The organism is Paenibacillus sp. J31P190 (assembly GCF_059692075.1).
In genome coordinates, this window is record NZ_JCAUAS010000009.1 from 120,520 (window position 1) to 147,332 (window position 26,813).

The window sequence follows — 26,813 nt, forward strand, 5'->3', positions numbered from 1 at the left end:
TAAAATGAAAGTAGGTTGATGGCTATGAATCAACAAGAACTCATTCAACACGCCAAAGAAGCGATGAAAAGAGCCTATACGCCTTATTCGAATTTTCAAGTTGGCGCGGCGCTTCTGGATGCGAACGGTCATGTGCATTATGGCTGTAACGTTGAAAATGCCGCTTACGGACCGACCAACTGTGCTGAGCGGACTGCGTTATTCCGTGCAATTGCGGATGGTCATAAGGCAGGTTCCTTTCAAGCTATAGCGGTTATGGGGGACACAGAAGGTCCTATTTCCCCATGTGGTGTGTGCCGCCAGGTATTGGTGGAACTATGTGAACCGGATATGCCAGTTTACCTTGGCAATATGAAAGGTGATTTTGCAGAAACGACCGTGTCTGCCTTATTGCCGGGTGCTTTCACAACGAAAGATTTGCATATAAATGGAGGATAACTAGAAGTGGCTAAAAAAGAATTTAAATCAGGCTTTGTCGCTATCATCGGACGTCCGAATGTTGGGAAATCAACGCTGATGAACCAAATCATCGGGCAAAAAATTGCTATCATGTCAGATAAGCCTCAGACAACAAGAAACAAAATCCATGGGGTTTATACATCCAATAACGGCCAAATTGTTTTCCTGGATACGCCAGGTATTCATAAACCGACTTCCAAGTTAGGCGATTACATGAGTAAAGTGGCGCATGGAACACTTGGAGAAGTGGATGCGGTCCTGTTCTTGGTTGATGTTGCCGAAGGGATTGGCGGCGGCGACCGATATATTATCGAGCAGCTAAAGCATGTTGAAACGCCTGTTATTTTGGTGTTAAACAAAATTGACCTTGTTCAGCCTGAAGCGCTGCTGGCGATTATTACAAATTACAAAGATTTGTATAATTTTGCTGAAATCGTGCCGGTTTCTGCTCTCAAGGGTAACAATGTAACAACACTGTTGGAACAAATTGTTCGCTATTTACCGGAAGGTCCGCAGTACTACCCAGCCGACCAAATTACGGATCACCCAGAACAATTCGTATGCGCTGAACTCGTACGTGAGAAAATCTTACATTTGACGCGGGAAGAAATTCCGCATTCCATTGCCGTCCAGATTGAAGACATGCGTGTCGAGCCCAATGGTGTAGTCCATATTTCGGCGGTCATATTTGTTGAGCGAGATTCGCAAAAAGGTATCGTCATCGGCAAACAAGGAAGTTTACTCAAAGAAATTGGAAGGCAGGCACGCCGTGATATCGAAACGCTGCTTGGTTCCAAAACTTTCTTAGAACTATGGGTTAAAGTGAAAAAAGACTGGAGAAATCAAGACAGAGTCCTGCGTGATCTTGGCTTCCGTCACGACTAACAGATTTTTCCCTAACAGTTCCAGTTTTTATTTCGCATAGAGAAGCTTCCTCTGCGCATCCTAAGAACATCACGTTCAATGGGGAGGATGCTGAACATGAAAGATTTTTCGTGGACGTATTTTTCAAAGACCGGTGATGTAGATGCCTATCTGCTGTACAAACAAGTTTCCGGAGAACCAGGTATGGACACCGATGTACAGGAAGAGGATCAAAGTAACGAAGAACCGCTCGAAGGTCTGAATATGTAAATTCATATTCATTAGGCTCGTAAATTTCAGAGCGGCATTCATGGGGGAAGTCATTTGCTGCGCAGCGTACAGGGGATTGTACTCCGTAGTATGGACTATGGAGAGGGAAATAAGATTATTAGTTTATTTACCCCCGAGCTGGGTAAGGTTGGTGTCATGGCTCGGGGTGCTAAGAAAGTGAAAAGTCGACATGCCGCCGTTACGCAGCTTTTTACGTACGGCGATTTTGTTTTTTTCAAACAAAGGGGTCAGATGGGGTCTCTGAATAGCGCTGAGATTATCGAAGCCCATCATGCTTTGCGGGAAGATTTACATATGTCTGCGCATGCTTCGTATTTGGTGGAGATGACAGACCGAATGCTTGGTGACGAAGAAGGCAGCACTTATATATTTGAGCAGCTGAAAGCTGGATTAATGGCGATTGAAGAGGGCAAGGACATGCAGATCATCGTTCACCTCTATGAAATGAAGATGTTTGATCTTGCCGGTTATCTTCCAGTGACAAATGCTTGTGTCTCCTGTGGAGAAACGTCGGGGATTACGACCTTTAGTCCTGCAATGGGCGGGACTTTATGTGCTCGCTGTCGATACAAAGATGCTGCAGCTATTCCTGTCGGTGAAGGAGCGCTTAAGCTTCTGAAAATATTTCCTCGTATGGATATGCGGAGACTTGGTGCCGTTCAGGTAAAGGATGAAACGAAAGCGCAGCTGAAGACTTGTATGCGAGCTTATATGGATATCCATATTGGTGTTCAGTGGAAATCAAGAGGCTTTATTGAACAAATGGAAAAATACAATATATAGTGTTGATGTCTAATTTGACATGTGATTTCGGCTTTGATATGATGTGGTGGAAATCACCTCGCCCTTGTGCTGTCCGCATATCGGTGAGGTTTTTCTCATGCTTTCGTTCTGTTTGCATCTACTTTACATACAAATGACTAATGTAGGGCCTCGTCCCTGCTGAAAGGGGCTTAGGGAAATGGATCACCCACTACCTACTCGCGTATATGTAGTTTCTGATTCAGTTGGGGAAACAGGAGAGTCAGTCGTGCGTGCCGCTGCGATGCAGTTTCATCCTGTACCCGTTGAAATTATGAGAGCTCCATTTATCCATGATTTCGAAGGAATAGATAAAGTCATCAATGCGATTAGGATACATGGCGGAATTGTCGTGTTTACATTGGTTATTCCTGAATTGCGAGACGATCTGATAGCCAAGGCGAAGGAGTACGATATCCCGCATATTGACTTGCTTGGGCCTGTTGTTGCTACCTTAGGGCAAGCATTACACCAAGAGCCTCGCAGACAACCGGGTATGATTCATCCGCTCGATGAGGATTATTTCAAAAAAGTTGAAGCGGTTGAATTCGCAGTCAAATATGATGACGGTCGGGATTTTAGCGGCATACAAAAAGCGGACATCATCTTATTAGGTGTTTCTCGGACGTCCAAAACACCCTTATCGATGTATTTGGCGCACAAAAGATTTAAAGTCGCCAATGTTCCATTGGTACCCGAAATGCAGCCGCCTGCTGCGATTTATACGGTTCCAAAGGATAAGATCATTGGACTGCGGATTGACCCGGATAAATTGAATGTCATACGCCAAGAACGGCTGCGAACATTAGGGCTAGCAGAAAATGCAACCTACGCCAATGTAGAACGTATTAAAATAGAACTGGCTTTTGCTGACAAAATAATGAGCAAAATCGGTTGCGTCATCTTTGATGTTTCCAACCGTGCCGTTGAAGAGACAGCAAGTTTAATCATGGACCATATCGAACGAGTCCAGTAAGGTTTTATGTTTTCCCTTGCAGGATTTTTTGTAAGTCCATCGTATATAATAGTACGGTGAGATTTCGTCTAGAGAGCAGGGGCTGAACTGTATGCGAGCGAGAAATATTATCGTTGATGCCGATGCTTGTCCAGTAAAATCTGAAATTGAGCAAGCAGGTAGGCAGTTTGGTGTACAAGTTGTGCTAGTTGCTTCTTTCGATCATCGGATGAAGGAGAACCCAGGCGTGAAGGTCGTTCAAGTGGACCGTTCTGATCAATCTGTCGATTTATATATTGCCAATCAGATTCAGCAAGGTGATATTTTGGTGACACAAGATTTTGGACTCGCCGCCTTAGGATTGGCTAAGGGATCTATTTGCTTAACGAATCGAGGGCAGGAATATACCGATAGTTCGATTGATTTCCTATTGGATCGTCGTCACGCATCGGCCAAAATGCGCAGAAGCGGAAAGCACTCGAAGGGACCAAAACCTTTTACGGAGGCAGATCGTCAAAATTTTCTACATGGTTTGACAAAACTTTTAAAATATTTGCAGGAAATCGAAAACAAGTAGCGAATAGTAATTAGTCGGAAAAGCGACCTGAATTGTAGGTGGAACAAAAATGAGGTACGGACGCATACCTGAAGAGGTCATTGAGGCTGTACTTAAGCGCCATGACATTGTTGATGTCATTGGTAGGCACGTACATTTGAGCAAGCAAGGGCATTATATGAAGGGGCTATGCCCGTTCCATTCTGAGAAAAGTCCTTCATTCACTGTCACACCGGAAAAACAAATTTATCGTTGTTTTGGTTGTAATGTGGGTGGGAATCTGATTCGATTCGTAATGGAAATCGAAGGACTTAGCTTCGCAGAGGCCGTAAGTAAGCTGGCTGAAGAAGCGGACATCCCAATCACTTGGGAAGAAGCGACAGAGGAGCAAAATGAGCAGCAGCAAGAGAAAGCAACCTTGTTAAAAGCTTATGATTTTACAGCGAAATTGTACAATTATATACTTGGGAACACAGAACAAGGCAAAGTGGCAAAAGGTTATTTGGCCTCAAGAGGAATTTCGGATAAGCTGATCGATACCTTCCAAATTGGTTATGCACCGGCCATGTGGGACACACTCGTTCAACAGCTAGTTAAACGAGAGTTCGACTTAGCCCTGATGGAGAAGGGCGGTTTAATCTCCGCCAAACATGAAGGTAACGGCTATGTGGATAAATTCCGGGAACGCATCATGTTCCCTATTTGCGACTCTACTGGCAAAGTTATCGCATTCGGAGGCAGATCGATGGGCGATGCGCAGCCCAAATATTTAAATAGTCCGGAAACCATTCTTTTTAATAAAAGCCGGACAATGTATAACCTTCATCTGGCTAGACCTAATATGCGTAAGCTTCAACAAGCAGTTCTCTTTGAAGGCTATGTGGATGTCATTAAAGCGTGGGAAGCGGGAATTAGTAATGGTGTCGCCACGATGGGGACAGCATTAACGAAGGAACATGCGGCTCTGCTGAACCGTAACGCTGACCAAATCGTCATTTGTTATGACGGGGATAACGCGGGACAATCAGCAGCTTTCAAAAGTATTCCTATTCTAGAAGAGACAGGCAGCCGAGTCACAGTAGCCATGCTGCCAGACGGCAAGGATCCAGATGATTATGTAAGAAACTATGGTTTTGACCGATTTGTACGGGAGATTATTGAACCTGCCGTACCATCGATGAAATATAAGCTATTATACATCCGCAAAAATTTTAAGTTGCATGAGGACGGTGACAGACTTCGTTATCTGCAATCTGCTGTGAAATTAATCAGTCATCTTCAATCTCCGATGGAACGTGAACATTATTTGAAACAATTGGCTTCTGAATTCCCGGAATCTTCGTATGAGGCGATGAAGTTAGACCTTCACGAAATCTTGCTGCAATCGGAAAAAAACCGACCAGAAGGGGATAATAAACCAATTCTGTGGAATAATGTTATGAATAATGGGAGAACAGTGGAACGAACACTCAAGAAATCACCATCACTTTTGCCCGCTTATCATAATGCAGAACGGTTAATATTGGCGGTAATGATGCATGATCGTGACGTCTGCTCACAAGTGGAAGCACAATTAGGTGATCAATTCAATGTTGAAGCTCACGCAGTCTTAGCTGCTTATTTATATGCTTACTACGCTCAGAATGCTGAGCCGGATGCAAGCCGATACATTGCCATGCTGCAAGACGAACAGCTGGAGAGCTTGGCTAGTTCCATTGTAATGATGGGTGCTGGTCATGGAATTAACGAACAAGTGATTGACGACTATATTCGCCAAATTCGCAAAGTTCCAATGCAAGAAGAAGTTGAACGCAAGAAAGAAGAACGAGTTCGTGCAGAACGCGCGGGCGACCATCTTAAAGCTGCACAAATTGCTATTGAAATTATTGCCCTAGAAAAACGATTGAAGTCAACTTAGTATTACTGCAATGACTAGGGAGGAGGGAGTCCGTACCATGGCGAATGATCAGCGTACAGAACTAGAGACAGAATTGACCCTGGACCAGGTGAAAGACCAGCTAATTGAGCAGGGGAAAAAGCGGTCCTCACTAACTTACAAGGATATTATGGAGAAATTAGCTCCCTTTGATCAGGATCCTGAACAAATCGATGAGTTTTTCGAACAGCTTTCGGAGCAAGGGATCGATGTAGGGAACGAATCCGATGAGGATTCCATGAATCCAGAAGAAAATGAGCGCGATGAGTTTAACTTCGATGATGATCTGGCCTTACCGCCAGGGATTAAGATTAATGATCCAGTTCGGATGTATTTGAAGGAAATTGGTCGAGTACCGCTTCTTTCCGCGGAAGATGAAGTAGGGTTAGCCAAACGGATTGAAAATGGGGACGAAGAAGCGAAGAGACGTTTAGCAGAAGCTAACCTTAGACTCGTTGTCAGTATCGCCAAAAGATATGTAGGTCGAGGCATGCTGTTCCTAGATTTGATTCAAGAAGGTAATATGGGGCTTATTAAAGCTGTGGAAAAGTTTGACCATACCAAAGGATATAAGTTTAGTACGTATGCGACATGGTGGATTCGTCAAGCGATTACCCGTGCCATTGCGGACCAAGCGAGAACGATACGTATTCCGGTACATATGGTCGAAACGATTAATAAACTTATCCGAGTTTCCCGTCAATTGCTGCAAGAATTGGGGCGTGAACCTACACCGGAAGAGATTGCCAAAGAGATGGATTTGAGCACAGATAAAGTACGTGAAATCATGAAGATTGCACAAGAGCCTGTGTCGTTAGAAACACCGATTGGTGAGGAAGACGATTCCCACTTGGGAGATTTCATTGAGGATCAAGAAGCGTTGGCACCAGCTGATGCTGCCGCGTATGAGCTTCTGAAGGAACAGCTTGAGGACGTTCTGGATACGTTGACGGAAAGAGAAGAGAATGTACTTCGCTTACGTTTTGGACTAGATGATGGACGTACACGTACGCTTGAAGAAGTAGGTAAAGTTTTCGGTGTTACACGTGAACGGATTCGTCAGATCGAAGCTAAAGCTTTGCGGAAGTTGAGACACCCAAGCCGTAGCAAACGGTTAAAGGATTTCTTGGAATAAAGACGCTGTGAGAGGGCCCTGCCAATTCGGCGGGGTCTTTTTTTATTTTAAAAACTACTACTAAAGCCAGAGGAAGAATTCACCGATAAAGTAGCTAGGAAGGTGAGCGAATAAATGGATGCAGAGAAACGAAAAGTGATTGTCAGGGAAATCCATCATTGGCGCAGAAGCAAATTGCTTCCTGAGCATTACTGCGATTTCCTAATGAATTTGTATGTGGATGAATCAACGCCTAAACCTGCTTCATTAATGGGGGTATCCGCATCCTCGGTAGCGAACAGTAATTGGAAAATATGGTTGGCCATTATGGCGGTGATTGCCGCTCTTGCCTTATCTGCTCTTAATTTTAACTCTTTTGGATTGCCAATGCAAATTGGAATTTCCACGCTTTTTGTCATCGTTTGTTACGCATTTGCATATCGGCAGTATCAGAAAGCACCAGTCATTTCTTATTTGCTCTGTGGTGTTTCTTCGATTGCTTTGCTTTTTCTCGGTTTGTATTTATTAGATTTGTATGAAGTGAGTTCATCTTTTGCCTATGTTGGTTATTTAGCTTTTTGTAGTAGTGTCTGGCTGTTTAATGGGTTAGTAGGCCGTATGGCCATTTTCCAGATATGCGGCTGGCTGGGGCTAGTCGGTACATATGGGTGGCTATTGCTGCACAAGCTTGACAGTCCTGGGTGGTTCTCACTTGAAATTAGTTGGATTCCGGTTAGTATTGTACTTATATGGATGGCTTGGCTTGCGCATCATACGAATAAGCAAGCAGCTAGCGTGCTTCTGTTAGTCGGGAGTATCGTTTGGTTTGCTCCTGAAGCGATGACCTTTCTGACAGATGTCAATATGAGCTCTCGTCTCATTCAATTATCGTTTACAGGCAAGTTAGTTTCTGCAGGCGTGGCATTATTTTTGCTGCGTAAAAAATGGGTAGAGTGGGTAATGTAACATATGGTGAAATTATCGAAAAGACTGCAAATGATTGCAGACCGAGTTCCATTAGGTTCAAAGGTAGCGGACATTGGTTCCGATCATGCCCTATTGCCAACGTATTTGGCACAAAAGGGTATTATTTTGTTTGCTGTGGCTGGCGAGGTGAATCCAGGGCCTTTTGAAGCGGCAACAAGGCAAGTTCTAGAAAGCGGATTGTCCAAGAAAATCAGTGTAAGATCCGGTGATGGACTCGCCGTTATTGAGGCTGGAGAAGTGAATGTTATTACGATCGCCGGAATGGGCGGAAGTTTGATGGCGAGTATTTTGGAAGCTGGAAAGCATAAGCTGCAAGGCGTCACTCATCTCATTTTGCAGCCCAATGTCGGTGAAGATCATGTGCGGCGTTGGTTGCTGCAGCAGGGCTGGAAACTAGAATCCGAAACGATTCTAGAGGAAGACGGTAAGATTTATGAGATATTGACAGCCATAGCTGTGTCGGATGCGGAAAAGCATACATTGGATGTTCTTTACGCTGAACGTCAACTGCCAGGTGGGATTAGAGTTTCGAAGGAACGCTTGCTTCAAATGGGGCCATACTTCGTCAGCGAGGCTCCAGAAGTATGGTTTACCAAGTGGGAAAGCGAACTGAAAAAGTTGGCCATGATTAAAGGGCAGCTCCAGCTATCCTCAGCAGAAGCGTCTGTTGCTAAGGCAGAGCAGGTCGGTCAAGAAATGAAGGAAATAAAGGAGGTACTCGCTTGTTTGCAAAAGGTCAAACCGTAATCCAGCTGTTTGAACAGCTGGCGCCGAAGCATTATGCGATGCCTGATGATAAAATAGGCTTACAGCTAGGGTCTTTGCAGAAGGAAATCCAAAAGGTTCTCGTAGCCTTGGATGTCACCGATGAAGTGGTTGAAGAAGCCATTCAGCAAGGCGCTAATCTTATCATTGCTCATCATGCGATTATTTTCAGACCGCTCGCTCATCTGCAAACGGATACGCCTGCCGGTCGTTTATATGAAAAATTAATTAAGCATGACATCGCTGTCTATATCGCTCATACGAATTTGGATGTAGCTGAAGGCGGCATCAACGATATGATGGCTGATAAGCTCGGTTTGACGGAGCTTACTCATTTGGAGGATGTGCATACGGAGAAGCTGCAGAAGCTAGTTGTTTTCGTCCCTGAGACGCATCACCAGGCTGTACTGGATGCCCTTTTCACCGCGGGAGCGGGTGGAATCGGGCAGTACAGCCACTGCAGCTTTAACATCCCCGGAACGGGGACGTTCCTGCCGCAGGAAGGGACGGACCCGTTTATCGGGGAAGCAGGCAAGCTTGAACGCGTACAGGAAGTACGCGTAGAGACCATCGTAACCGCCAGCGTCCAGCGCAAGGCGGTTCAGGCTCTATTGAAGGCCCACCCCTATGAAGAGGTGGCCTATGACCTCTACCCGATGGACCTCAAGGGTAGAGTGTTCGGTTTAGGCCGCGTAGGCAAACTGCCCGCGGCTAAGACTCTTCGCGAACTGACGGAGCTCGCGAAGCAGGTGTTCGACGTGCCGGTGGTGCGCGTCGTTGGCGACTTGGAACGGCCCATCCGTAAGGTGGCCGTTCTGGGGGGCTCTGGCGGCCGCTACATGCGGCACGCCTTGTTCGCCGGCGCCGATGTGCTGGTCACCGGCGACATCGACTACCACACCGCGCACGATGCGCTTGCGGCGGGTTTGGCTTTGATCGACGTTGGACATAACGTCGAGAAGATTATGAAGCGCGGCGTAGCGGATTATCTCGCCGCGCAGTTGGTCAAGACGGACACGCAGGTGCTGGCATCCGAGGTCGACACAGAGCCATTCCAGTTCCTGTAGGGATAAGGGCTAGCTTGCTCACAAGGCTATTTCTTGGCATGCCTTATTTACCTGCTGAGTTTCAAATGGTATTTGAGGAAACGATCAGCAGTTGTATTTCGAAGGCATTCTTAGTATACTAGCAAATGCACCGGAAAGTTTGACAGACAATCGCTGGCTGTGGGTAAGCCACAGCGAGAGGAAAGTCCGGGCTCCATAAGGCAGGGTGCTGGATAACGTCCAGTCAACGCGAGTTGAAGGATAGGGCCACAGAAATGGACCGCCGATGGTTTCCCGCATGGGATTCACAGGCAAGGGTGGAACCGTGGTGTAAGAGACCACGAGGTTCTATGGTGACATAGATCCTGGTAAACCCCACTTGGAGCAAGACCTAGAGGAACGCAAGCCGCTTTCGAGGTGGCAGTCTTAGCCTGAGACGCGTTCGGGTTGGTCGCTTGAGCTGTGCAGCAATGTATGGCCTAGATAGATGATTGTCACTTCAATGGTGGCAGGGGACAGACGCCCGCTATGACCACTGGAAGTACAGAACCCGGCTTACGGCAAACTTTCCATACTGTCGGTTACCGCAAGGCTTAGGCCTTGCGGGTATTTAATTTTTCAGAAGAAGAATAAGAGCCTCTAGAAGCTTCTATTTTCACAAGAAGTGAGTAAAGAAGCGGAATAAGAGTCCCTAAAGGCTTCTATTTGATTACTTAGATCAGTGTTTTAGATAAATTTATCCGAATAAGAGCCTCCAGAAGCTTCTATTTTCACAAAAAGTGGCTAATGAAGAGAAATAAGAGCCCCTAGAGACTCTTATTTTACTTTAGAGAATAGTTCATGTTTTACAAAGCGGCAAAGATTAAAGGGAGATCTTGAAACGAAGCAAAATTAGCTCAGAGGCATCCACCGATGAGCGATTCCCTACAATTACAATTGGTCAAATAGAACGTTTAAGCAGTAAAAGTAAATCATTCAAATGTCTGTGTCAAAGTGAAATTACCTTGTCTCTTACTACACGAATGCTCATTCTACTGGCATAAGATTTCTGAGCTTAGCCGAGCCCTCAAATTGACACCGGCCTGAGCAACGCATCTCGTGGATGCCCTTGAGCAAGCCGGTTATCTGGAGAGGCTCACTGATCCCGCGGAACCGTAGAATTGTCCTTATGTGTTTCACACTACTTGTATCATTAAACATAAAAAAGGGGCTGTCCCAAAAGTGCTCGCATGATTGAGCATGTCCAAATTTAACAAAAGAACCTCCAATTCCACTTCAGTGGTGATGGAGGTTCTTTTTACATATGAATCTGATTCTAAGTGGGGGCTCAAAAATCATAAATTGACTTTTGGGACAGCCCCTTTTACTTTAGTAGGCATACTTTTTCGTTATGAGATGCATTTGACGAGATAGGCTTTGCGGAAAGTAAGAAACCTGCTGTGAGCTTTGCTCGGCCATTTTTACAGCTTTCACAACATCTATTAATCCGAAGCCAAAGTATTTGTCTCTGCCTTTTGTACCAAGGTCTTGTGCGGATTGTTTAATGATTTCGTAAACCTCCGTGTTTTTCAAACTAGGATTCGTAGATCGAACCAAGGCTGCCAAAGCAGTGACATGAGGGCTAGCCATTGATGTACCCGATAACGCGGCGTATTGATTATTTGGATACGTACTTGCGATACTGACACCGGGGGCCGTTACAGCAATATAGTCGCCATAATTCGAAAAGGGTGCCTTGTTATTTTGAGAATCACTCGCGGCTACAGCTAACACTTCCGGATAAGCGGCTGGAAAACCAGGTCTTTCTGTATTGTCGTTGCCGCTCGCCGCGATGAGTGCCACATCTTTATTGTAGGCATATCGGATGGCGTCGTGGAGAAAGCTTGAATCCGCGTAATTGCCAAGGCTAAGATTCATGACTTTAGCGCCGTGGTCAGCAGCCCAAATGATACCTTGAGCGACAGAATAGGTGCTGCCTGCTCCTGTTTGGTCTAAAACTTTGACTGGTAATACTTTGTTATACCATGTCATACCTGCTACACCTAGATTGTTGTTAACTAATGCAGAAATGACACCTGTAACATGTGTACCATGTCCAACATCATCCTGCGGGTTATCATTATCACTAATGACATTATAGCCAGGCAAAAGTTTAGAAGTCAGATCAGGGTGCTTCAAGTCAACTCCTGTGTCGACAACAGCGACGATTACATCTTTCGAACCTCGCGTTAATTGCCAGCCCTGAAGAGTCTCGATAAGAGGCAAGTTCCATTGATACTTACTGTATAAATTATCATTTGGCATAAAATTAGCCGTTATATCGGTTGAGGTCGAAGTTGAGGCTCCTGAATCTGTCTGACTGGAGTCATCTTTATTCGCAGCTTCTTCTTGATCGTCATAATAATCATTTGTTAAGTAGAGGAAATGAGGCTCTACATAGACGACATCCCATTTTTTGAAATAAGCCATTAATGCTTTGGCTTCCATGCTTTGTGTGCGGAATACATACGTATAACCGAGTTTTTGGGCGGAAATGGCTTTTATTTCATTTTTGATTTGTGTCAGCTGAGTCTCTGTTGGATCCTGCTTGAAGCGGACCACTACTTCATTTTGATGATAGTGGCTTGTTCCTTGATTATCCTCAGGATGATCGACGACTTTATCTTGTAAAGTGTCCGTATCCACAGACTCGACTTTCCAACGATTTTCGTTAGGATAAGGCTCTAGGCGCAAGTTTTTCAACTGGTGATCAGTTACTTGATGAAGAATATCCTGATGAATAACACCTACTAAGGAGCTGTCTCTATTAGTTGAAGGAGTGCCCTGAACGAAATAAATTTGCTGCGCCGCACCGAATTTAGGTGATTGATAATGTTTTCCTTCATCGACGGCTATTTTAGCTTCCTTTAAATAGGAGAGGGCCTGTTCTTTATAAGAACTTGGTACTTCACCTACTGTAATCCCTTTTTCCAAAGGTTGGCTTTGCTTCGACCAAATAAGCACATCCATTTTTTCATGTTCTTTTTTCATTTCGCTTAGCACTGTTAAAGTTGGCTCTCCGCTTTCAATTTTGCTAAGCATTCGCGAATAATCGATGGAACATTGGCTTCTGCATAGATCATCAGTTAACTTAACGTCTTGTTCCAGAAGAGATAACTTTGCAGTTGTTTCGTACTTTGTACTGTAGACTTCGGGTCCAGGTTTGTTCTCGTTATTTGAATGGTGTGGGAAAAGGATAATGCCTAAACCAAGAACTAAAGTCATAGATGACAGATAACGCCACATAAACAGCTCCTCCTTCTAAACGTGCTTAGTATTCCGCTGACGAAACGAATTACCTTTGACTAGGGTGAGGAGCGGAGGATTGTTTTATACATGGAAACTGGAGTTTTACATATACCACTTCGGGTTAATTTATGGTAGGATAGGAATAGCGCAATTATAGGAGGTCTTCATAAATGGCTGTTTTTAATGTGAAAAATATTTGTGATTCAACGCGTACGAAGTTAAAAGAAACGACTGCCAAAATGGAGCTGTTTCTGAATCAAAATTCGCTCGCACAGTTAAATGTGGAGAATGATCCTGCTATGGATGAGTTTTACCGCGGTTATTTGCAGGATACTCGCCATCTATTAGTGTTTTGTGAAGTGGCATACGAGAAATTGGGCGTTAGCTTGAGACGTCCTACTTTTAATGTGGATTTTTCGGAAAAAGTACTGTATGAGGTTTATCATACATGCGTCAATACATTTTTCTACCCTAAAAATGAATGCTACTCTGAAGATGGTCGTTATGCTTATACAGGACAAGATGCTATTCGTTTCCGCAAAAAGCCATCACGTGAAGTGCGCGATCTGACGATTGAGCTGTCCAAAGTATTCGAGGAGCTTCGTGAAGATTTGTCTTACTATGAAACAGATTACATCACTCAACGTCGTATGCAAGGCGAAAAAGTATAATTTTAATTGAATTGGCAAATACAAGAAGGGATGCGACTATAAGCGCATCCTTTTTCTTTTAAAAGGAGACATGATGCATGGAGCGTGAACAATTAATCAACAGCAGTATCTCGATTATTAAGCTGAACCAGCATCCTAGCGGGGGTTATGTAGCTTCACCGTTATTTCCGCCGTACTCTTACAGTTGGCTCAGGGATGGGACTTTTATCGCGAATGCGATGGATCGCTCTATGGAAACCGAAAGTGCTGAGCTATTCTATCGCTGGGTACATCATGTTTTGAAGGACAAGCGTCCGCGTGTGGATGCGTTAATTCGTAAACAGGAAGCCAAAGAATGGATAGACCGCTCCGAATTTTTTGGAACACGTTATCATTTAGATGGCCGGGATGATGTATCAGAGTGGGGACATTTTCAACTGGATGGTTATGGAGCATGGCTATGGGGTCTTACGGAACATATTCGTATAACAGGTCATTCCGAGCTCTTAAATGAGTTGCGAGAGAGTATTGAGATAACTGTTGATTATTTGATGACGTTCTGGCATTTTCCGAATTTTGATTGTTGGGAAGAGTTTCCTGATTACGTTCATCCAGCAACATTAGCATGTGTTTATGGCGGTTTAAAGGCACTTGGTGAATTAGAGAATCGTCCTCCACTACTAGAAAAAGCGGCGTTGATAAAAAAGTTTATCATGGATTATGCAGTCTATGAGGGGCGTTTCGTTAAATCCATTCATTGCTTGGAAGAAGTATGGCAGCCTGCTTTAAACGGCGTGGATGCAAGTCTGTTGTGGCTGACCGTTCCTTTCGGCGTCTGTGAAGTTAATGATCCTATTATGTTGAAGACGGTACAAGCTATTGAAGCTGACCTCAAGCATGAAGGTATCCAAAGATATGTCGAGGATCGCTATTATGGGGGCGGAGAGTGGCTGCTGCTTACCGCATGGTATGGATGGTACCAGGCGGAGCTGGGTAATCGTGAAGAGGCTCAGCGATGCTTAGATTGGGTAATGAGTAAAGCAGATAAGCTTGGTCGATTGCCGGAGCAAGTCGCGGAAAGCCTTAGAGATCCCTCCTCTCACCCGGAATGGATAGCCAAATGGGGAGAGCCAGCGCTGCCGCTTCTTTGGTCTCAAGCGATGTTCTTGGTGCTTTCTGACAGCTTAAAATAAGCATAGTTCACCCTGATAGCGGGCAAATTGTTAAAGGGGTGATGATTATGCCGGATGTAAAATGTGCAGTTGCCAATTGCGAATATTGGGCGCAAGGCAACAACTGTAGTGCAGGAACGATTATGATTGAAGTCGATCAGCATGCTGCCGCCAATTATAATGAAGAGTTTGCAGGGGAATCATTTGATACGGATCATCAAGATGCAGCAAACAAAGTAGCTAATACTTGCTGCCACACTTTCAAAGCTAAGAATAAACATTAAGGTGCGTAACATGGAGGCAGCATGAATAAAGACGATGTCCCTCTGGATCATGCCACCAAGGAGCGGTTCCAAAAAGATCAGCTCCGCGTTGAAAGCGGATTGAACCATAAGGAAGAATACGCAGCTGAAATTACAGCACCTACGCGAAGAATTAACTATGCCGAGCAATATAAGGCCAACAAGTCAGAGAGGCTTGAAACCCACTCTGATGTGTCTGATGAAGAAGTTGCAGAATTGGTAGAGGCTGTCACGCGTAATAAAGCAGTAGGCTATGTCGCTTTGTTCGTTGCCTTGGCTTCCCTTTTTGTATGGCCTGTGTTGCTAGGTATTTCGGGTATAGTGCTTGGCGTTATTGCTTTCCTTATGGGGAATAAAAGATTAGGGTCTTGGTCAATCGCGCTTGGTTTTATTGCCGTCGCCGCCTATTTTTTGTTAGTACCCTTTTATGCATGACCGATTACAAGCAAGCCGAGAGATCGGCTTGTTTTTGTTTTTTTTGAAAAAAATCGCGTAAATTCGCGTTTCAAAGGGACAAATAGCGGGTAGAGACTCATTATGGCATCGTTTTAATGCGTATACTCCCATTTGCTCGTACTATTTGGCTTCAAGAGTCATATTCGCACCTTTGAATGATTACAGTATTATTATATAATGAAAAGTGATAATTCAAATTCAAATCGAAATTAAGGGAGGTGTACCTATTCTCCTTGGTGCGGTAAACGTGCTTGATAGGGGATAGGTAAGGTATTGGAAGATCCTTTGCCCGGAACGTTAATCAGTTTTCTGTTAATGTTTGGACTGGTCATATTAAATGGTTTTTTTGTCGCAGCTGAATTCGCGATGGTCAAGGTAAGAGGTAGTCGCATTGATTCACTTGTTGGAGAAGGCCGCCGCAATGCGAAATTTGCACAAGGAATCATGAATAATCTCGACGCTTACTTAGGTGCTTGTCAGCTCGGGATTACACTCACTTCGTTGGGACTTGGTTATGTCGGGGAACCGACGTTCGCCAAAATTCTGGAACCGTTATTCGCTCCTCTGAATTTGCCAGAATCGGTGTTCCATACGATTACCTTCATTATAGCTTTCTCCTTAATGACCACATTGCATATTACATTAGGCGAACAGTTCCCTAAGACGTATGCGATTCGTAAAGCTGAACAAATAACTCTGCTATCTGCAGGGCCCATGGTTTTTTTCTACAAAGTGATGTATCCGTTTATTTGGTTATTGAATGGTATATCGAACTGGATGTTACGACGTGCGGGAATCGAGCCTGCAACTGAACATGAATCGGCGCATACGGAGGATGAAATTCGTGTCCTTATGAAAGAAAGTCACAAAAACGGACTTATAGATAATACAGAGCTCACGCTTGTTGATAATATATTTGGATTTGCAGAGACGACTGCCAGGGAAATTATGATCCCAAGAACAGAAATGGAATGTTTGTATGCCGGACTTACCTATTCTGAGAATCTTGCGATCGCCATTAAAGAAATGCGTACGCGCTACCCGGTATGTGATCCGGACAAAGACAATATTATTGGCTTCGTCCACATCAAGGATTTACTCAAGCCGGATGCGAACCTGAAAGGGATCAAGAAAATTATCCGACCGATAACGACGGTTCCAGATTCGATTCTTATTAGTGATTTGTTAAAAATGATGCAGAAACGAAAAAGCCAGATGGCACTGCTCATTGATGAATACGGTGGAACATCAGGTCTTGTGACACTGGAAGACATTATGGAAGAAATTGTTGGAGAAATTCAAGATGAGTTCGATGAAGAGCGTCCTACAATCGAAATCAAGGATGAAAACACCTTTTCCATTGACGGATTGCTTCTAATTGATGAAGTGAATGAGTATTTCGGACTTGAAATTGAGTCGGATGATTATGATACAATCGGTGGATGGATTTACTCGAAAACAGAGATACCGCCAAGCAAGAACCAGCAAGTAAGTTACAACGATGAGTTTATATTTATTGTTGAAGAGACAGATCATCTGCGGATTTCTCGTGTCATGGTAAGAAAATTGTCGGATGAGAGTGAGTTACTACAGCAAAACATTTCTTGAGATAGAAGAGAGACTGTCAAATGACGGTCTCTTTTTTTGATGATTCTTAATAAATTGGGGATGGTCGTCAGGGCACAAAACGTGTACAATGAAGACAACGATGAATGGATAGAAACGAGGTCTGACGGATGAATAGCACGAACAGCATTGATCCTAGAGTAATGAAAGAACTGCTCCAACTTCAGTTGATGAGTAAAATGAGTTTACTATCCGGTGAAACCGCGGCATCAAGTACAGATGAGTCAGGCGATTTTAGTGCATTGCTCGACACGATTATGGGGCAATCTAACGGAACTAGCGTTACAAGTCAAGACACTTTATCTTCCATGCTAGGTAACACGACAAACAGTATGCCAAGTTCTTTAGGGGCTTTGAATAGAGCTTATACACCGCTACAATCAGTGAGCAAAGCATCCTCGGTCTCACAGTTTGACGGTTTAATCCAAGAGGCAAGTCATAAATACGGTGTGGATACATCGCTAGTCAAGGCGGTTATTCAACAAGAATCAGAATTCAATCACCAGGCCGTATCGCCGGCAGGTGCCAAAGGTTTAATGCAGCTTATGGACGGGACAGGCAGCGGCTTCGGAGTAACAAACCCATTTGATCCTAAGCAAAATGTAGATGCGGGTACTCATTTCCTTAGCAACCTAATTAAGAAGTACAACGGAAATGAAGGGGTTGCTCTTGCAGCTTATAATGCCGGGCCTGGACGTGTTGACCGATTAGGCATCAAGACCGATCAGGATCTCGCAAACAAACTCCATTTACTGCCAAGGGAAACGCAAGGCTACATCTCTAAAGTGATGGGACACAAGCAAAATTTTTCGTTATAATCATTAGCTAATAAGCTGATTTTCGCATGTTTATGCGGAGGTCGGCTTTTTGTGTTATCCGAGAATGCTTGAGTTATGCCCTATTTTAGGCTTTAATGATGAAAGGAATTGAAATTGATTGTGCACGGAAGCAAGTGCGTGAAAAAGGGGAATCAGCAAAATGCTTTATTTGGACTACGCGGCGACAACGCCGCTTTATGAGGAAGTCATTGATACGATAGCCAAAGTGATGAAGGAACATTATGGAAATCCATCTTCAATTCATCGATTAGGCATACAAGCGGAAAAGCTGCTAAACAGCTCCAAAGAGGTGATTGCAGGAGCATTAGGTGTGCTGCCTGCTGAAATTATATGTACGTCTGGCGGGACGGAAAGTAATAATTTGGCGATTAAAGGTGCTGTTTACAGCTATCAAAGCCGCGGAAAGCATCTCATTACTACGCAAATCGAACACTCTTCGGTGAAAGAAGTTTTTCTCGAACTGGAACGTGAGGGTTTTCGAGTTACTTATTTACCTGTGAATAGCAAGGGGTGTGTTGAGCTAGAGAGCCTTCAAGCAGCAATAACAGAAGATACCATCCTTGTTAGCGTAATGTATGTCAATAATGAAGTGGGTACAATTCAGCCTATCCAAGAAATCGGCCGATGGTTAGCTCAATATCCAAAGGTGTTATTTCATGTTGATGCCGTTCAAGGCATTGCAAAGCTTCCTTTTCAACCTAAAGAGTGGGGCGTTGACTTATGTAGTGCATCTGCTCATAAATTCAGAGGACCTAAAGGAGTTGGATTTCTATACCGCAGAGAGGGCGTGCAGCTTAAGCCGCTGCTATTAGGGGGCGGTCAAGAACATGGTATTCGCTCCGGTACGGAGAACGTCCCACTCATTGTAGGAATGGCCAAAGCACTGCGTCTTTCCGTAGATAACCTTACAGCCAAAACGGAGCATAAGTATCTGTTAAGACGCTTGATTGTGGATGGTATCTCATCAATCCCTGAACTTACCCTTACAGGATCCGAACAGGAAGAGGAGATGGCTCCCCATATTGTTCACTTTGCCTTCGTTGGAATGAAGGCTGAGGTTGTCGTTCACGCTCTCGAGCAGCGGCAAATATACATTTCTACGAAATCAGCCTGTGCTTCAGAGGAATCAGATCCAAGTAAGGTGATGCTAGCTCTAGGCTGCAGTCGTGAGAGAGCTGTTAGCGGACTAAGAGTTAGCTTTTCTGACGAACATCAAGAGAAAGATGCACAGCTATTCATTGCCGCATTGCGAGAGGTCGTGAAGGAACTTGCTCCCATGCTCAGCAAAACATCAGTCAGAAGGGGGAATCGAAGATGAAACCGGATTGTTTAATTTTGCGTTTTGGCGAGATGATGCTCAAAGGGAAAAATCGGAAGCGTTTTGAGAGAAGCGTCATGACTCAAATTCGTAAAGTTTTAGGTTCATTTCCTGATTTAAGGTATATTCCCGAGTTTGGACGCGTATATGTGGAGCTAGGGGGAGCAGCTTATGAAGAAGCTTCAGCAGCTTTGCAGCGCGTTTTTGGACTTGCGTCGTTTAGTCCTGCCTATCATGCTCCTATGGAAGTCGAAGCCATTCAAGAGATGGCGCTGCGTATGATGCAGGCTTTGCCTAAACAACCAGCAACCTTTAAAGTGACCGTTCGCAGAGTGAACAAATCATTTCCACTTGATTCACAGCGAATGAATTATTTGGTTGGAGGTTATGTACTCCAAGCTTCACCGGGTCTTCAAGTGGATGTTCATCATCCAGAGGTTGAACTGCGGGTAGAGATTCGTGAAGAGCAAGTACTCATGTATGTAGAGGTCATTGAGGGGGCAGGAGGATTCCCGTCTGGAACGAGTGGTAAAGCGCTGCTGATGCTATCTGGAGGTATTGATAGCCCGGTTGCCGGTTGGTTAGCGATGCGTAAGGGACTTTCCATCGAGGCTATTCACTTTCATAGTTATCCTTACACAAGCGAACGTGCGAAGGATAAAGTGATTGAACTAGCGCATCAGCTGTCTGCTTACACGGATTCCTTGAAGCTTCATTTGGTTCCATTTACGGAAGTACAGACATCCATCCACCGCGAATATCAAGATAATTTATTAGTAACGCTTATACGAAGGGCGATGTATCGTATTGCCGAACAAATTGCAGACCGAGAAGGTCTAAGTGCGTTAGTGACCGGTGAAAGCTTAGGTCAGGTGGCTAGTCAAACGCTGCCAAGCCTAAACGTCATAGGGCGCGTTGTAACGCTGCCGCTTCTACAGCCGCTCATGATGATGGACAAGCAAAAGATTATTCGAATAGCCGAATCCATAGGTACTTTCCCGATCTCAATTTTGCCTTATGAGGATTGCTGTTCCTTATTTCTTCCTCCATCCCCAAGTACCAATCCTAACCTTCGTATGGTTGAGAAAATCGAGAACAGTATGGACTTCTTATCTGAATTAATTGAGAAAGCTGTCTTACAGACAGAAACCATTGAAATCGTTCATGGACAAATGAAGAAGGTGTCGGACTTAATATAGGGATCTTTGAGTGTAACTCAAAGTCTCTCCGCTTCTAACTCTATTCGCCGCTAAGATCGCAGACATCGCCACCTGCTTGCCATGTATCTTGGGAGGTTGTAAAGCATGATTGATGCGCTCATTTTGTTTTTACAAATTATGTTGATCAATATTGTGCTTAGCGGTGACAATGCCGTCGTCATTGCGTTAGCGAGCAAAAATTTGCCGATTGCCCAGCGTAAGCTTGCGATATGGTGGGGAGCTTTCGGGGCTATTGCATTGCGGTTGGTCCTGACTTTAGTTGCAGTAAGCCTGCTCGATATCCCATATATACAAGCAGGGGGATCTATTCTGCTATTCTGGATTGCCATAAAACTGCTTACGGATGATGACAGCCATGCAAATGTGAAGGAAGCCTCTACGCTTGGTAAAGCGATATGGACGATTGTTGTAGCGGATTTCGTTATGAGTTTGGATAATGTTCTTGCGATTGCAGCTAAAGGGAATGGGAACAATACAGTTATCATTCTTGGTATAGGACTAAGTATTCCCATCATTATTTGGGGAAGTTCACTAGTCATGGATCTGCTGCATAAATTTCCAATTCTCGTTTTTATGGGGGCAGGCATTCTCGGATATACAGCGGGGGAAATGTTTGTTAAAGATGAGAAAATGATTGATTGGCTGCTGCATGATTATGAATCGCTGCATGTATGGATCCCTATAGTGGCGGCTTCTCTCGTTATTATGATCGGCTTAACCGTGAAATGGGTACGATTGCTGCAATTCAATGCAAGAAATGAATAGAGGATTTGGAAAACCGCCAAGCTGAAGTTATCAGCGAAGCGGTTTGTTTTTTTGTTAGAAATTGAAACTTTTTCAATTGTCCGATGAAGTACGAAATCCAAGTTAGTGCTGTGCCATCTGAACGCCTCGTCGAGCTTGCCAAAAGCACCATCCATAAATAAGGATGAAAACAAGAATAAGCACTGTTGAATAACGGTACATCAGTGCATAACTCCCGCTTAAGTTTGCGAGAGCTCCCAAAACCATCGCTCCTAACCCAATACCGAGATCATTGGCGGAGAAGAAGGTTCCGTTGGCTGCACCGCGGCGATTCGGAGCAGCACGTGCAATGGTCCAGGCTTGCAGCGCCGGCTGCAAGGATCCGAAACCTATGCCATAGCATATCGCTGCTGCGGCCAAGCTAGCTTCTGAGTGAGCATAAGAAAGAAGCAGGAGTCCTGCAAGGGTAAATAGAGCGCCGGGCAGGAGCACCCATTCGGGTCCTTTTCGATCAAACAGCATGCCGGTTAGAGGTCTAACAATTAGCACCATGGAGGCATTACAAAGGAAGAACCAACCGACATTCGAAATGCCGGCTTCGTGGCCGAACAGCGTAATAAAGGTTACAATTCCTCCATAACAAATTGCTGTACATAGCAATAAACCGGAGGGAAGCATTGCGCTTCGTTCCCATAAACGATCCATTAGCTTCGGTCTTTGGGCCGACTTTTCGAGAGGCAACGGTTTGGTATAGGTAATAAAAAGAGAACTTAATAAAGAAAGCAGTGCTAACAATGTTGAGATTAAAAGTACGCGGGGGAAGCCATAGGTTTGCATCAACCATAAGCCTGTAAGCGGTGCAAGTGCCATAGCGAATGTATTGGACAACCCGTAATAGCCCATACCTTCTCCGCGGCGCTCAGCTGGAATAATGTCGGCTATAACAGTGCCTAAGGAGGTTGTGGACATCCCCCAACCGATCCCATGAACAAAGCGTGCAGTAAGAATAAGCGTAACAGCAGCCATATAGGAGTATCCGGCAATAGTTAGCGCACAAATCGCGAGTCCAACCAAAAGCACATGTTTTCTTCCAAACAAATCTAGCGCTCGCCCAGCAAAAGGGCGGGTTAGCAGTGAAGAAATTGTGAAAATACCAATGACGAGACCGACTTGAATATCATTTCCGCCTAATTGCGACACATGTGTAGGAATCGTTGGAATGAGCATTTGAAAACTAAAGAAAAGCAGTAAATTGGATAAAGATGTAATCAGAAAAGCTTTGGTCCAAAGCGGTTTTTTCTTTTTATTATCTACAAATAACGGTTCCATGTTACCTCCCATGTTGTCCATAAGCAAACCTGTTTGACAGGGGAAAAACGGGCTGCACGCGTAGTATGCCCATGCTAAAGAATTTGAACGCAAGTTAAAGCGATATCCATCGCTCTTGGAAAGGTGAGTGCTTAAGCAATTCGCATCGTTAGGCGGGCTGTGGTTCTCGCTTTCTAATTCACTTTATCCTTAGTATAAATATTCAGCAAAGCTATCTGTGGATAAGTCTCACATTTATATAGCCATGACTGAACTGCTCGCAGCCGGCAGCGAAGAGGGAACCGAGAAGCGGGTATCGGCAGTTCAACTTCCGGCTTCGTGATCCCTTATTCAACGGAGTATCAGATCAAGGATGGACAAGGCCTCAGCAAGCTCCAGCTGCTTGCTGAGCTTACAGGCTTCTGCCGGGCAGAAGCGCTCCACCCTCACCAACAGCGGCGAATACTGCGCCGCCGGACAGCATGAGCCGATTGCTCGAAGCCAAACGGCGAGGCCGAAAATAGCGCCAAACACCTAGCAATTTCTAGCCAGGTACGATAAACTATTTGTTGAAGGGTGTCGAAGTTGATCCCTTATTGACAAGTGAATTAGGAGGGGATTTGAATGGCTAGAAATAGCTACTCCATTGGTATCCTGTTAATTGGCCTGGCCGCCCTATTGCTTCTCGGTAAATTAGGTTTTTTCCATGTTCTTCTTTCGTTTTTCTGGCCGCTTGTTTTACTCATTCCTGGGCTGCTGTTCCACGTATTCTTTTTTAATCGGTCACTGCCCGCAGGCGTTCTTATACCTGGAGGTATATTAACGACTTATGCACTAATGTTCTTTTACTGCAATATATTTGGTTGGGGTTCAATGAGCTATCTATGGCCGGGATTCATTCTTGGTGTAGCCATCGGATTATATGAGATGCATCTGTTCGATCGTGGAAGTGATCGCGGTGTTTTGATAGGTGCTATGGTGCTGGGAATCATTTCAGCTGTATGTTTCGGGTTATCTCTACTAATTCATTTAGGGATCTATGTAATCGCTTTGATCCTTGTGGTAGCTGGACTTGTCATGATTTTCCGCAAGCGAAATGTGTGGTAATTTCAGGCATATACTTGTAAAAGTTTTATGTTGAACGGCATTTACCTTGCATAATGTCGAGAAACTGCGTATAATAAGTGTAAATGTCAAGCGTCGGCGCTTTCGTCCGACGCTTGTTTTATGAACAGAGACGAAAATTATAGGGTAGAGAGGGTTTGACATTCATGCACGCAAGAGACAAAATTCGCAATATTGCAATTATCGCTCACGTTGACCACGGTAAAACGACACTAGTAGATAAATTACTTCAACAATCCGGTACATTCCGCGAGAACGAGGCTGTTCAAGAGAGAGCGATGGACTCCAACGATCTCGAGAGAGAACGCGGTATTACCATTCTTGCAAAAAATACAGCAATTAATTATAAAGACTACCTGATTAACATTGTGGATACACCTGGACATGCCGATTTCGGTGGTGAAGTAGAGCGTATCATGAAAATGGTAGACGGCGTTTTGCTGGTTGTTGATGCTTTCGAAGGCACCATGCCGCAAACGAAGTTCGTTCTACGTAAAGCATTAGAAAGCAATCTTTCTCCAGTTGTAGTTGTCAACAAAATTGACCGTCCGAATGCTCGTCCTCAAGAAGTTGTTGACGAAGTTCTTGATCTTTTCATTGAGCTAGGTGCTACGGATGAGCAGCTTGATTTCCACGTTGTATATGCTTCCGCATTGCAAGGTACTTCAAGTCTTGATCCTGAGAAACAAGATGCGAACATGGAAGCTATTTATGAAACAGTTGTCAGCCACATTCCAGCTCCAACGGAAGATGTTGACCAACCGCTTCAGTTCCTTGTTACTTTGATGGATTACAATGAGTACTTGGGTCGTATCGGCGTAGGCCGTGTGAACCGTGGTAAAATTCGTCAAGGTCAAACCGTTGCTGTTATGACGCGTGAAGGCGGACAAAAACAAGCTAGAATCGAGAAACTTTTCGGTTTCACAGGCTTGAAACGTATTGAGATCGAAGAAGCAGCTGCAGGGGACATTATTGCCATTGCAGGGATCAAAGATATCAATATTGGTGAAACGGTAGCAGATCCTGCTAATCCGGAAGCATTGCCAGTCTTGAAAATTGATGAGCCAACGCTGCAAATGACGTTTATCGTAAATAACTCACCATTCGCAGGGCGTGAAGGGAAATGGGTAACTTCCCGTAAAATTCGCGAGCGTCTTTACAAAGAACTTGAAACAGATGTAAGTTTACGCGTTGAAGATACGGATAGCCCGGATGCTTTCGTTGTATCAGGCCGCGGTGAGCTTCACTTAGGTATTTTGATTGAAAACATGCGCCGTGAAGGCTTTGAATTGCAAGTTTCCAAACCAGAAGTTATCATTCGTCAAATCGACGGTCAAAAAATGGAGCCGATTGAGCGTTTAATCATCGACGTTCCAGAAGACAGCATGGGTTCCGTTATGGAGAGCTTAGGTTCCCGTAAAGCCGAGATGGTCAACATGATCAACAACGGCAGCGGTAATGTTCGTCTTGAGTTCTTAATCCCTGCACGTGGTTTGATCGGTTACAGAACGAACTTCTTAACGTTGACTCGCGGCTACGGGATCATGAACCATGCTTTTGACAGCTATGGTCCATACCAAGGAGCTGGTGTTGGTGGACGTCACGAAGGCGTACTTGTTTCCAGCGAATCTGGCGTATCTACTTTATACGGAATCCTTTCCGTTGAAGATCGCGGTATCTTGTTCGTTCATCCACAAACGGAAGTTTACGAAGGCATGGTCGTTGGTGAGCATACGCGCGACAATGATATCATCGTTAACATCTGTAAGGAAAAAGCGGTAAACAACATCCGTTCCGCGAACAAAGAAGAAACTGTAAAAATGAAAACTCCTCGCATGTACTCTTTGGAGCAAGCGCTTGAGTATTTGAACGATGATGAATATTGTGAAATCACACCAAAATCCGTTCGTATTCGCAAAAAGATTTTGAACAAAAGCGAGCGCGAGCGTGCGGAGAAACACCGCAAAACAGCTGAAGCTAACGTGTAATTCACAAAGTGTTCTAAATATGGGAAATGTGGGCTTCCGTGCCGCATTTCCCTTTTCCACAGTAGAAAGTGTTCGTTTCGGTAATGCCGAAGCATGCTTTCTACTTGGCGATAAAACCTACCTCTAAACGCGGTCGCTCATCCATGAATGACTCCGATAGAGGTTTTCTCATTTATTTGTAATTTTGAGGGATAATGATAATTGACTTTACTTTTTGAATGAAATGGAGTGTATGTTTTGACTGCCTTGAACGAGTGGTTTGGAAATCACCTGTACATCACTTATCTGCTAATCTTTATATTTATGTCTTATGTGTATAACAAAGTTTTCCGGACGCGTAAATTACCGGTTCTCAAGACTGCTGTCATCTATGTGCTGCTGGCCATTGGATCGGTTATGCTGCTTGTTTTTCAAATTGTAGGACTACCTATCGTGCTCTGCCTGGCTGTTGCCATATCGTTAATGTTTCTGGTTCGGATTCGTTATTTTATCGAGAAAAGAAGCGGTAATAGACCGACTTAATAAGGATTTATAATTACTTTTGCTAAAGCAAAACTCTAAGGAGGGGCGAATGACTCGATACTGGTTAACTCCGATTGCAGGCTATTCTCCTCTGGTGTTGGGGTCTGATCGTTTGCACTGCTCTCCACTCTCAAAGCTGGAAGCTTTCCGTGAATTGGCGAATGTGAGACACCCCAGATTGCTATCTATGTTTAAAGCTAGTCTGTTGTTAAGTGACGATGAAGAGATATGTGGTTCAGAGCTCGTAGAACTTGATTTATCGCATTCTGAGGCTGTTGTGTTTGATGGTGATCCTTTTCATTTATCTCATTGTGCAGAAGCCTTTCTAGATCGTCTCCTGAAGCGAGAGGAAGTTTGGGGCTTCGTGTCATCATTAGATGATAGCGCTTTAGATGCCGATCAAATCATTTGGAAAAATCAATGGCTTCGTTGGCTGGAATTAGGCTGCGATGTTATTTTACTTAGAGAGGACGGGCGTTAA

Annotated in this window: 26 protein-coding genes and 1 other RNA gene; 25 read left to right on the top strand and 2 right to left on the bottom strand. The window is 44.4% G+C overall.

The annotated features are described in order from the left end of the window. The first annotated feature begins 24 nt into the window (after positions 1-24). The 12 genes from cdd (at position 25) to rnpB (ending at position 10,347) form a co-directional block, all read left to right on the top strand. Entirely contained in the window at positions 25-438 is a 414-nt protein-coding gene (gene cdd / locus AC58U0_RS17590) for a cytidine deaminase (RefSeq protein WP_497380288.1), read from the top strand. Positions 439-444: 6 nt separating this feature from the next. Continuing rightward, a complete protein-coding gene (era, locus tag AC58U0_RS17595; RefSeq protein WP_057303091.1) occupies positions 445-1,344 on the top strand; it encodes a GTPase Era in 900 nt (299 codons plus the stop codon). A gap of 96 nt (positions 1,345-1,440) precedes the next feature. Then, positions 1,441-1,593, top strand: coding sequence for a YqzL family protein (locus tag AC58U0_RS17600; protein WP_082562144.1), 153 nt, complete (start codon positions 1,441-1,443; stop codon positions 1,591-1,593). Between the two features lie 54 nt (positions 1,594-1,647). Further along, the gene (gene recO / locus AC58U0_RS17605; protein WP_497380289.1) at positions 1,648-2,397 is read left to right on the top strand and encodes a DNA repair protein RecO; all 750 of its coding nucleotides are present in this window, start codon (positions 1,648-1,650) and stop codon (positions 2,395-2,397) included. Positions 2,398-2,575: 178 nt separating this feature from the next. Then, positions 2,576-3,391, top strand: a complete 816-nt coding sequence (locus AC58U0_RS17610) for a pyruvate, water dikinase regulatory protein (RefSeq protein WP_057303089.1) — start codon at positions 2,576-2,578, stop codon at positions 3,389-3,391. A 91-nt stretch (positions 3,392-3,482) separates the two neighbouring features. Next, the gene (locus tag AC58U0_RS17615; RefSeq protein WP_497380290.1) at positions 3,483-3,947 is read left to right on the top strand and encodes a YaiI/YqxD family protein; all 465 of its coding nucleotides are present in this window, start codon (positions 3,483-3,485) and stop codon (positions 3,945-3,947) included. A gap of 49 nt (positions 3,948-3,996) precedes the next feature. Beyond that, the gene (dnaG, locus tag AC58U0_RS17620) at positions 3,997-5,844 is read left to right on the top strand and encodes a DNA primase (protein WP_497380291.1); all 1,848 of its coding nucleotides are present in this window, start codon (positions 3,997-3,999) and stop codon (positions 5,842-5,844) included. 37 nt (positions 5,845-5,881) lie between these two features. Continuing rightward, positions 5,882-6,997 (top strand): RNA polymerase sigma factor RpoD, encoded by a 1,116-nt coding sequence (gene rpoD, locus AC58U0_RS17625; RefSeq protein WP_028558036.1) that lies wholly within the window; start codon positions 5,882-5,884, stop codon positions 6,995-6,997. Between the two features lie 114 nt (positions 6,998-7,111). Next, the gene (locus tag AC58U0_RS17630) at positions 7,112-7,942 is read left to right on the top strand and encodes a hypothetical protein (RefSeq protein ID WP_497380292.1); all 831 of its coding nucleotides are present in this window, start codon (positions 7,112-7,114) and stop codon (positions 7,940-7,942) included. 3 nt (positions 7,943-7,945) lie between these two features. Further along, positions 7,946-8,710, top strand: coding sequence for a tRNA (adenine(22)-N(1))-methyltransferase (locus AC58U0_RS17635; protein WP_497380293.1), 765 nt, complete (start codon positions 7,946-7,948; stop codon positions 8,708-8,710). Next, positions 8,686-9,795 (top strand): Nif3-like dinuclear metal center hexameric protein, encoded by a 1,110-nt coding sequence (locus AC58U0_RS17640; RefSeq protein ID WP_497380295.1) that lies wholly within the window; start codon positions 8,686-8,688, stop codon positions 9,793-9,795. Before AC58U0_RS17635 ends, AC58U0_RS17640 begins: the two co-directional genes overlap by 25 nt. 134 nt (positions 9,796-9,929) lie before the next feature. Beyond that, positions 9,930-10,347: RNase P RNA component class A (gene rnpB / locus AC58U0_RS17645), an RNA gene on the top strand. 795 nt (positions 10,348-11,142) lie between these two features. Here rnpB and AC58U0_RS17650 read toward each other — a convergent pair. Further along, a complete protein-coding gene (locus AC58U0_RS17650; protein WP_497380296.1) occupies positions 11,143-13,059 on the bottom strand; it encodes a S8 family peptidase in 1,917 nt (638 codons plus the stop codon). A 173-nt stretch (positions 13,060-13,232) separates the two neighbouring features. On the opposite strand from AC58U0_RS17650, the gene AC58U0_RS17655 reads away from it, so the two are divergent. The 9 genes from AC58U0_RS17655 to AC58U0_RS17695 all read left to right on the top strand — a co-directional run bounded on the left by AC58U0_RS17655 (position 13,233) and on the right by AC58U0_RS17695 (position 21,410). Beyond that, positions 13,233-13,733 (top strand): YpuI family protein, encoded by a 501-nt coding sequence (locus AC58U0_RS17655; RefSeq protein ID WP_029195899.1) that lies wholly within the window; start codon positions 13,233-13,235, stop codon positions 13,731-13,733. 77 nt (positions 13,734-13,810) lie between these two features. Then, positions 13,811-14,905: a glycoside hydrolase family 15 protein gene (locus AC58U0_RS17660; RefSeq protein ID WP_497380297.1), complete on the top strand. Its 1,095-nt coding sequence runs from the start codon at positions 13,811-13,813 to the stop codon at positions 14,903-14,905. Positions 14,906-14,952: 47 nt separating this feature from the next. Beyond that, the gene (locus AC58U0_RS17665) at positions 14,953-15,168 is read left to right on the top strand and encodes a DUF1540 domain-containing protein (protein WP_029195901.1); all 216 of its coding nucleotides are present in this window, start codon (positions 14,953-14,955) and stop codon (positions 15,166-15,168) included. A 21-nt stretch (positions 15,169-15,189) separates the two neighbouring features. After that, the gene (locus AC58U0_RS17670; protein ID WP_497380298.1) at positions 15,190-15,621 is read left to right on the top strand and encodes a hypothetical protein; all 432 of its coding nucleotides are present in this window, start codon (positions 15,190-15,192) and stop codon (positions 15,619-15,621) included. A 336-nt stretch (positions 15,622-15,957) separates the two neighbouring features. After that, complete coding sequence (locus tag AC58U0_RS17675; RefSeq protein WP_497380424.1) at positions 15,958-17,250, top strand: hemolysin family protein; 1,293 nt, start codon at positions 15,958-15,960, stop codon at positions 17,248-17,250. A 128-nt stretch (positions 17,251-17,378) separates the two neighbouring features. Next, a complete protein-coding gene (locus AC58U0_RS17680; RefSeq protein WP_497380299.1) occupies positions 17,379-18,086 on the top strand; it encodes a lytic transglycosylase domain-containing protein in 708 nt (235 codons plus the stop codon). Between the two features lie 160 nt (positions 18,087-18,246). Further along, positions 18,247-19,425, top strand: a complete 1,179-nt coding sequence (locus AC58U0_RS17685) for a cysteine desulfurase family protein (protein WP_497380300.1) — start codon at positions 18,247-18,249, stop codon at positions 19,423-19,425. Further along, positions 19,422-20,624, top strand: a complete 1,203-nt coding sequence (thiI, locus tag AC58U0_RS17690) for a tRNA uracil 4-sulfurtransferase ThiI (RefSeq protein ID WP_497380301.1) — start codon at positions 19,422-19,424, stop codon at positions 20,622-20,624. Before AC58U0_RS17685 ends, thiI begins: the two co-directional genes overlap by 4 nt. A gap of 105 nt (positions 20,625-20,729) precedes the next feature. Further along, the gene (locus AC58U0_RS17695; protein WP_060645265.1) at positions 20,730-21,410 is read left to right on the top strand and encodes a TerC family protein; all 681 of its coding nucleotides are present in this window, start codon (positions 20,730-20,732) and stop codon (positions 21,408-21,410) included. Between the two features lie 102 nt (positions 21,411-21,512). On the opposite strand, the gene AC58U0_RS17700 is transcribed toward AC58U0_RS17695, so the two are convergent. Beyond that, positions 21,513-22,718 carry an MFS transporter gene (locus tag AC58U0_RS17700; RefSeq protein ID WP_497380302.1) on the bottom strand — a complete coding sequence of 402 codons (1,206 nt, stop codon included), beginning with the start codon at positions 22,716-22,718 and terminating at the stop codon, positions 21,513-21,515. Positions 22,719-23,321: 603 nt separating this feature from the next. On the opposite strand from AC58U0_RS17700, the gene AC58U0_RS17705 reads away from it, so the two are divergent. The 4 genes from AC58U0_RS17705 to AC58U0_RS17720 all read left to right on the top strand — a co-directional run bounded on the left by AC58U0_RS17705 (position 23,322) and on the right by AC58U0_RS17720 (position 26,813). After that, on the top strand, positions 23,322-23,804 hold the full coding sequence (locus AC58U0_RS17705) for a hypothetical protein (RefSeq protein WP_497380303.1): 483 nt from the start codon (positions 23,322-23,324) through the stop codon (positions 23,802-23,804). Between the two features lie 164 nt (positions 23,805-23,968). Continuing rightward, on the top strand, positions 23,969-25,810 hold the full coding sequence (typA, locus tag AC58U0_RS17710) for a translational GTPase TypA (protein WP_464652757.1): 1,842 nt from the start codon (positions 23,969-23,971) through the stop codon (positions 25,808-25,810). A gap of 246 nt (positions 25,811-26,056) precedes the next feature. Then, positions 26,057-26,332 (top strand): YlaH-like family protein, encoded by a 276-nt coding sequence (locus tag AC58U0_RS17715; protein WP_307556102.1) that lies wholly within the window; start codon positions 26,057-26,059, stop codon positions 26,330-26,332. 49 nt (positions 26,333-26,381) lie between these two features. Continuing rightward, positions 26,382-26,813: a hypothetical protein gene (locus AC58U0_RS17720; RefSeq protein ID WP_497380304.1), complete on the top strand. Its 432-nt coding sequence runs from the start codon at positions 26,382-26,384 to the stop codon at positions 26,811-26,813.

Bases quoted from the DNA above. Each gene is read 5' to 3' on its own strand.
- cdd (WP_497380288.1), top strand. From the start codon at position 25: ATGAATCAACAAGAACTCATTCAACACGCCAAAGAAGCGATGAAAAGA.
- AC58U0_RS17600 (WP_082562144.1), top strand. From the start codon at position 1,441: ATGAAAGATTTTTCGTGGACGTATTTTTCAAAGACCGGTGATGTAGAT.
- AC58U0_RS17610 (WP_057303089.1), top strand. From the start codon at position 2,576: ATGGATCACCCACTACCTACTCGCGTATATGTAGTTTCTGATTCAGTT.
- AC58U0_RS17615 (WP_497380290.1), top strand. From the start codon at position 3,483: ATGCGAGCGAGAAATATTATCGTTGATGCCGATGCTTGTCCAGTAAAA.
- dnaG (WP_497380291.1), top strand. From the start codon at position 3,997: ATGAGGTACGGACGCATACCTGAAGAGGTCATTGAGGCTGTACTTAAG.
- rpoD (WP_028558036.1), top strand. From the start codon at position 5,882: ATGGCGAATGATCAGCGTACAGAACTAGAGACAGAATTGACCCTGGAC.
- AC58U0_RS17630 (WP_497380292.1), top strand. From the start codon at position 7,112: ATGGATGCAGAGAAACGAAAAGTGATTGTCAGGGAAATCCATCATTGG.
- AC58U0_RS17635 (WP_497380293.1), top strand. From the start codon at position 7,946: ATGGTGAAATTATCGAAAAGACTGCAAATGATTGCAGACCGAGTTCCA.
- AC58U0_RS17650 (WP_497380296.1), bottom strand. From the start codon at position 13,059: ATGTGGCGTTATCTGTCATCTATGACTTTAGTTCTTGGTTTAGGCATT.
- AC58U0_RS17655 (WP_029195899.1), top strand. From the start codon at position 13,233: ATGGCTGTTTTTAATGTGAAAAATATTTGTGATTCAACGCGTACGAAG.
- AC58U0_RS17660 (WP_497380297.1), top strand. From the start codon at position 13,811: ATGGAGCGTGAACAATTAATCAACAGCAGTATCTCGATTATTAAGCTG.
- AC58U0_RS17665 (WP_029195901.1), top strand. From the start codon at position 14,953: ATGCCGGATGTAAAATGTGCAGTTGCCAATTGCGAATATTGGGCGCAA.
- AC58U0_RS17670 (WP_497380298.1), top strand. From the start codon at position 15,190: ATGAATAAAGACGATGTCCCTCTGGATCATGCCACCAAGGAGCGGTTC.
- AC58U0_RS17675 (WP_497380424.1), top strand. From the start codon at position 15,958: ATGTTTGGACTGGTCATATTAAATGGTTTTTTTGTCGCAGCTGAATTC.
- AC58U0_RS17680 (WP_497380299.1), top strand. From the start codon at position 17,379: ATGAATAGCACGAACAGCATTGATCCTAGAGTAATGAAAGAACTGCTC.
- AC58U0_RS17685 (WP_497380300.1), top strand. From the start codon at position 18,247: ATGCTTTATTTGGACTACGCGGCGACAACGCCGCTTTATGAGGAAGTC.
- thiI (WP_497380301.1), top strand. From the start codon at position 19,422: ATGAAACCGGATTGTTTAATTTTGCGTTTTGGCGAGATGATGCTCAAA.
- AC58U0_RS17695 (WP_060645265.1), top strand. From the start codon at position 20,730: ATGATTGATGCGCTCATTTTGTTTTTACAAATTATGTTGATCAATATT.
- AC58U0_RS17700 (WP_497380302.1), bottom strand. From the start codon at position 22,718: ATGGAACCGTTATTTGTAGATAATAAAAAGAAAAAACCGCTTTGGACC.
- AC58U0_RS17705 (WP_497380303.1), top strand. From the start codon at position 23,322: ATGGCTAGAAATAGCTACTCCATTGGTATCCTGTTAATTGGCCTGGCC.
- typA (WP_464652757.1), top strand. From the start codon at position 23,969: ATGCACGCAAGAGACAAAATTCGCAATATTGCAATTATCGCTCACGTT.
- AC58U0_RS17720 (WP_497380304.1), top strand. From the start codon at position 26,382: ATGACTCGATACTGGTTAACTCCGATTGCAGGCTATTCTCCTCTGGTG.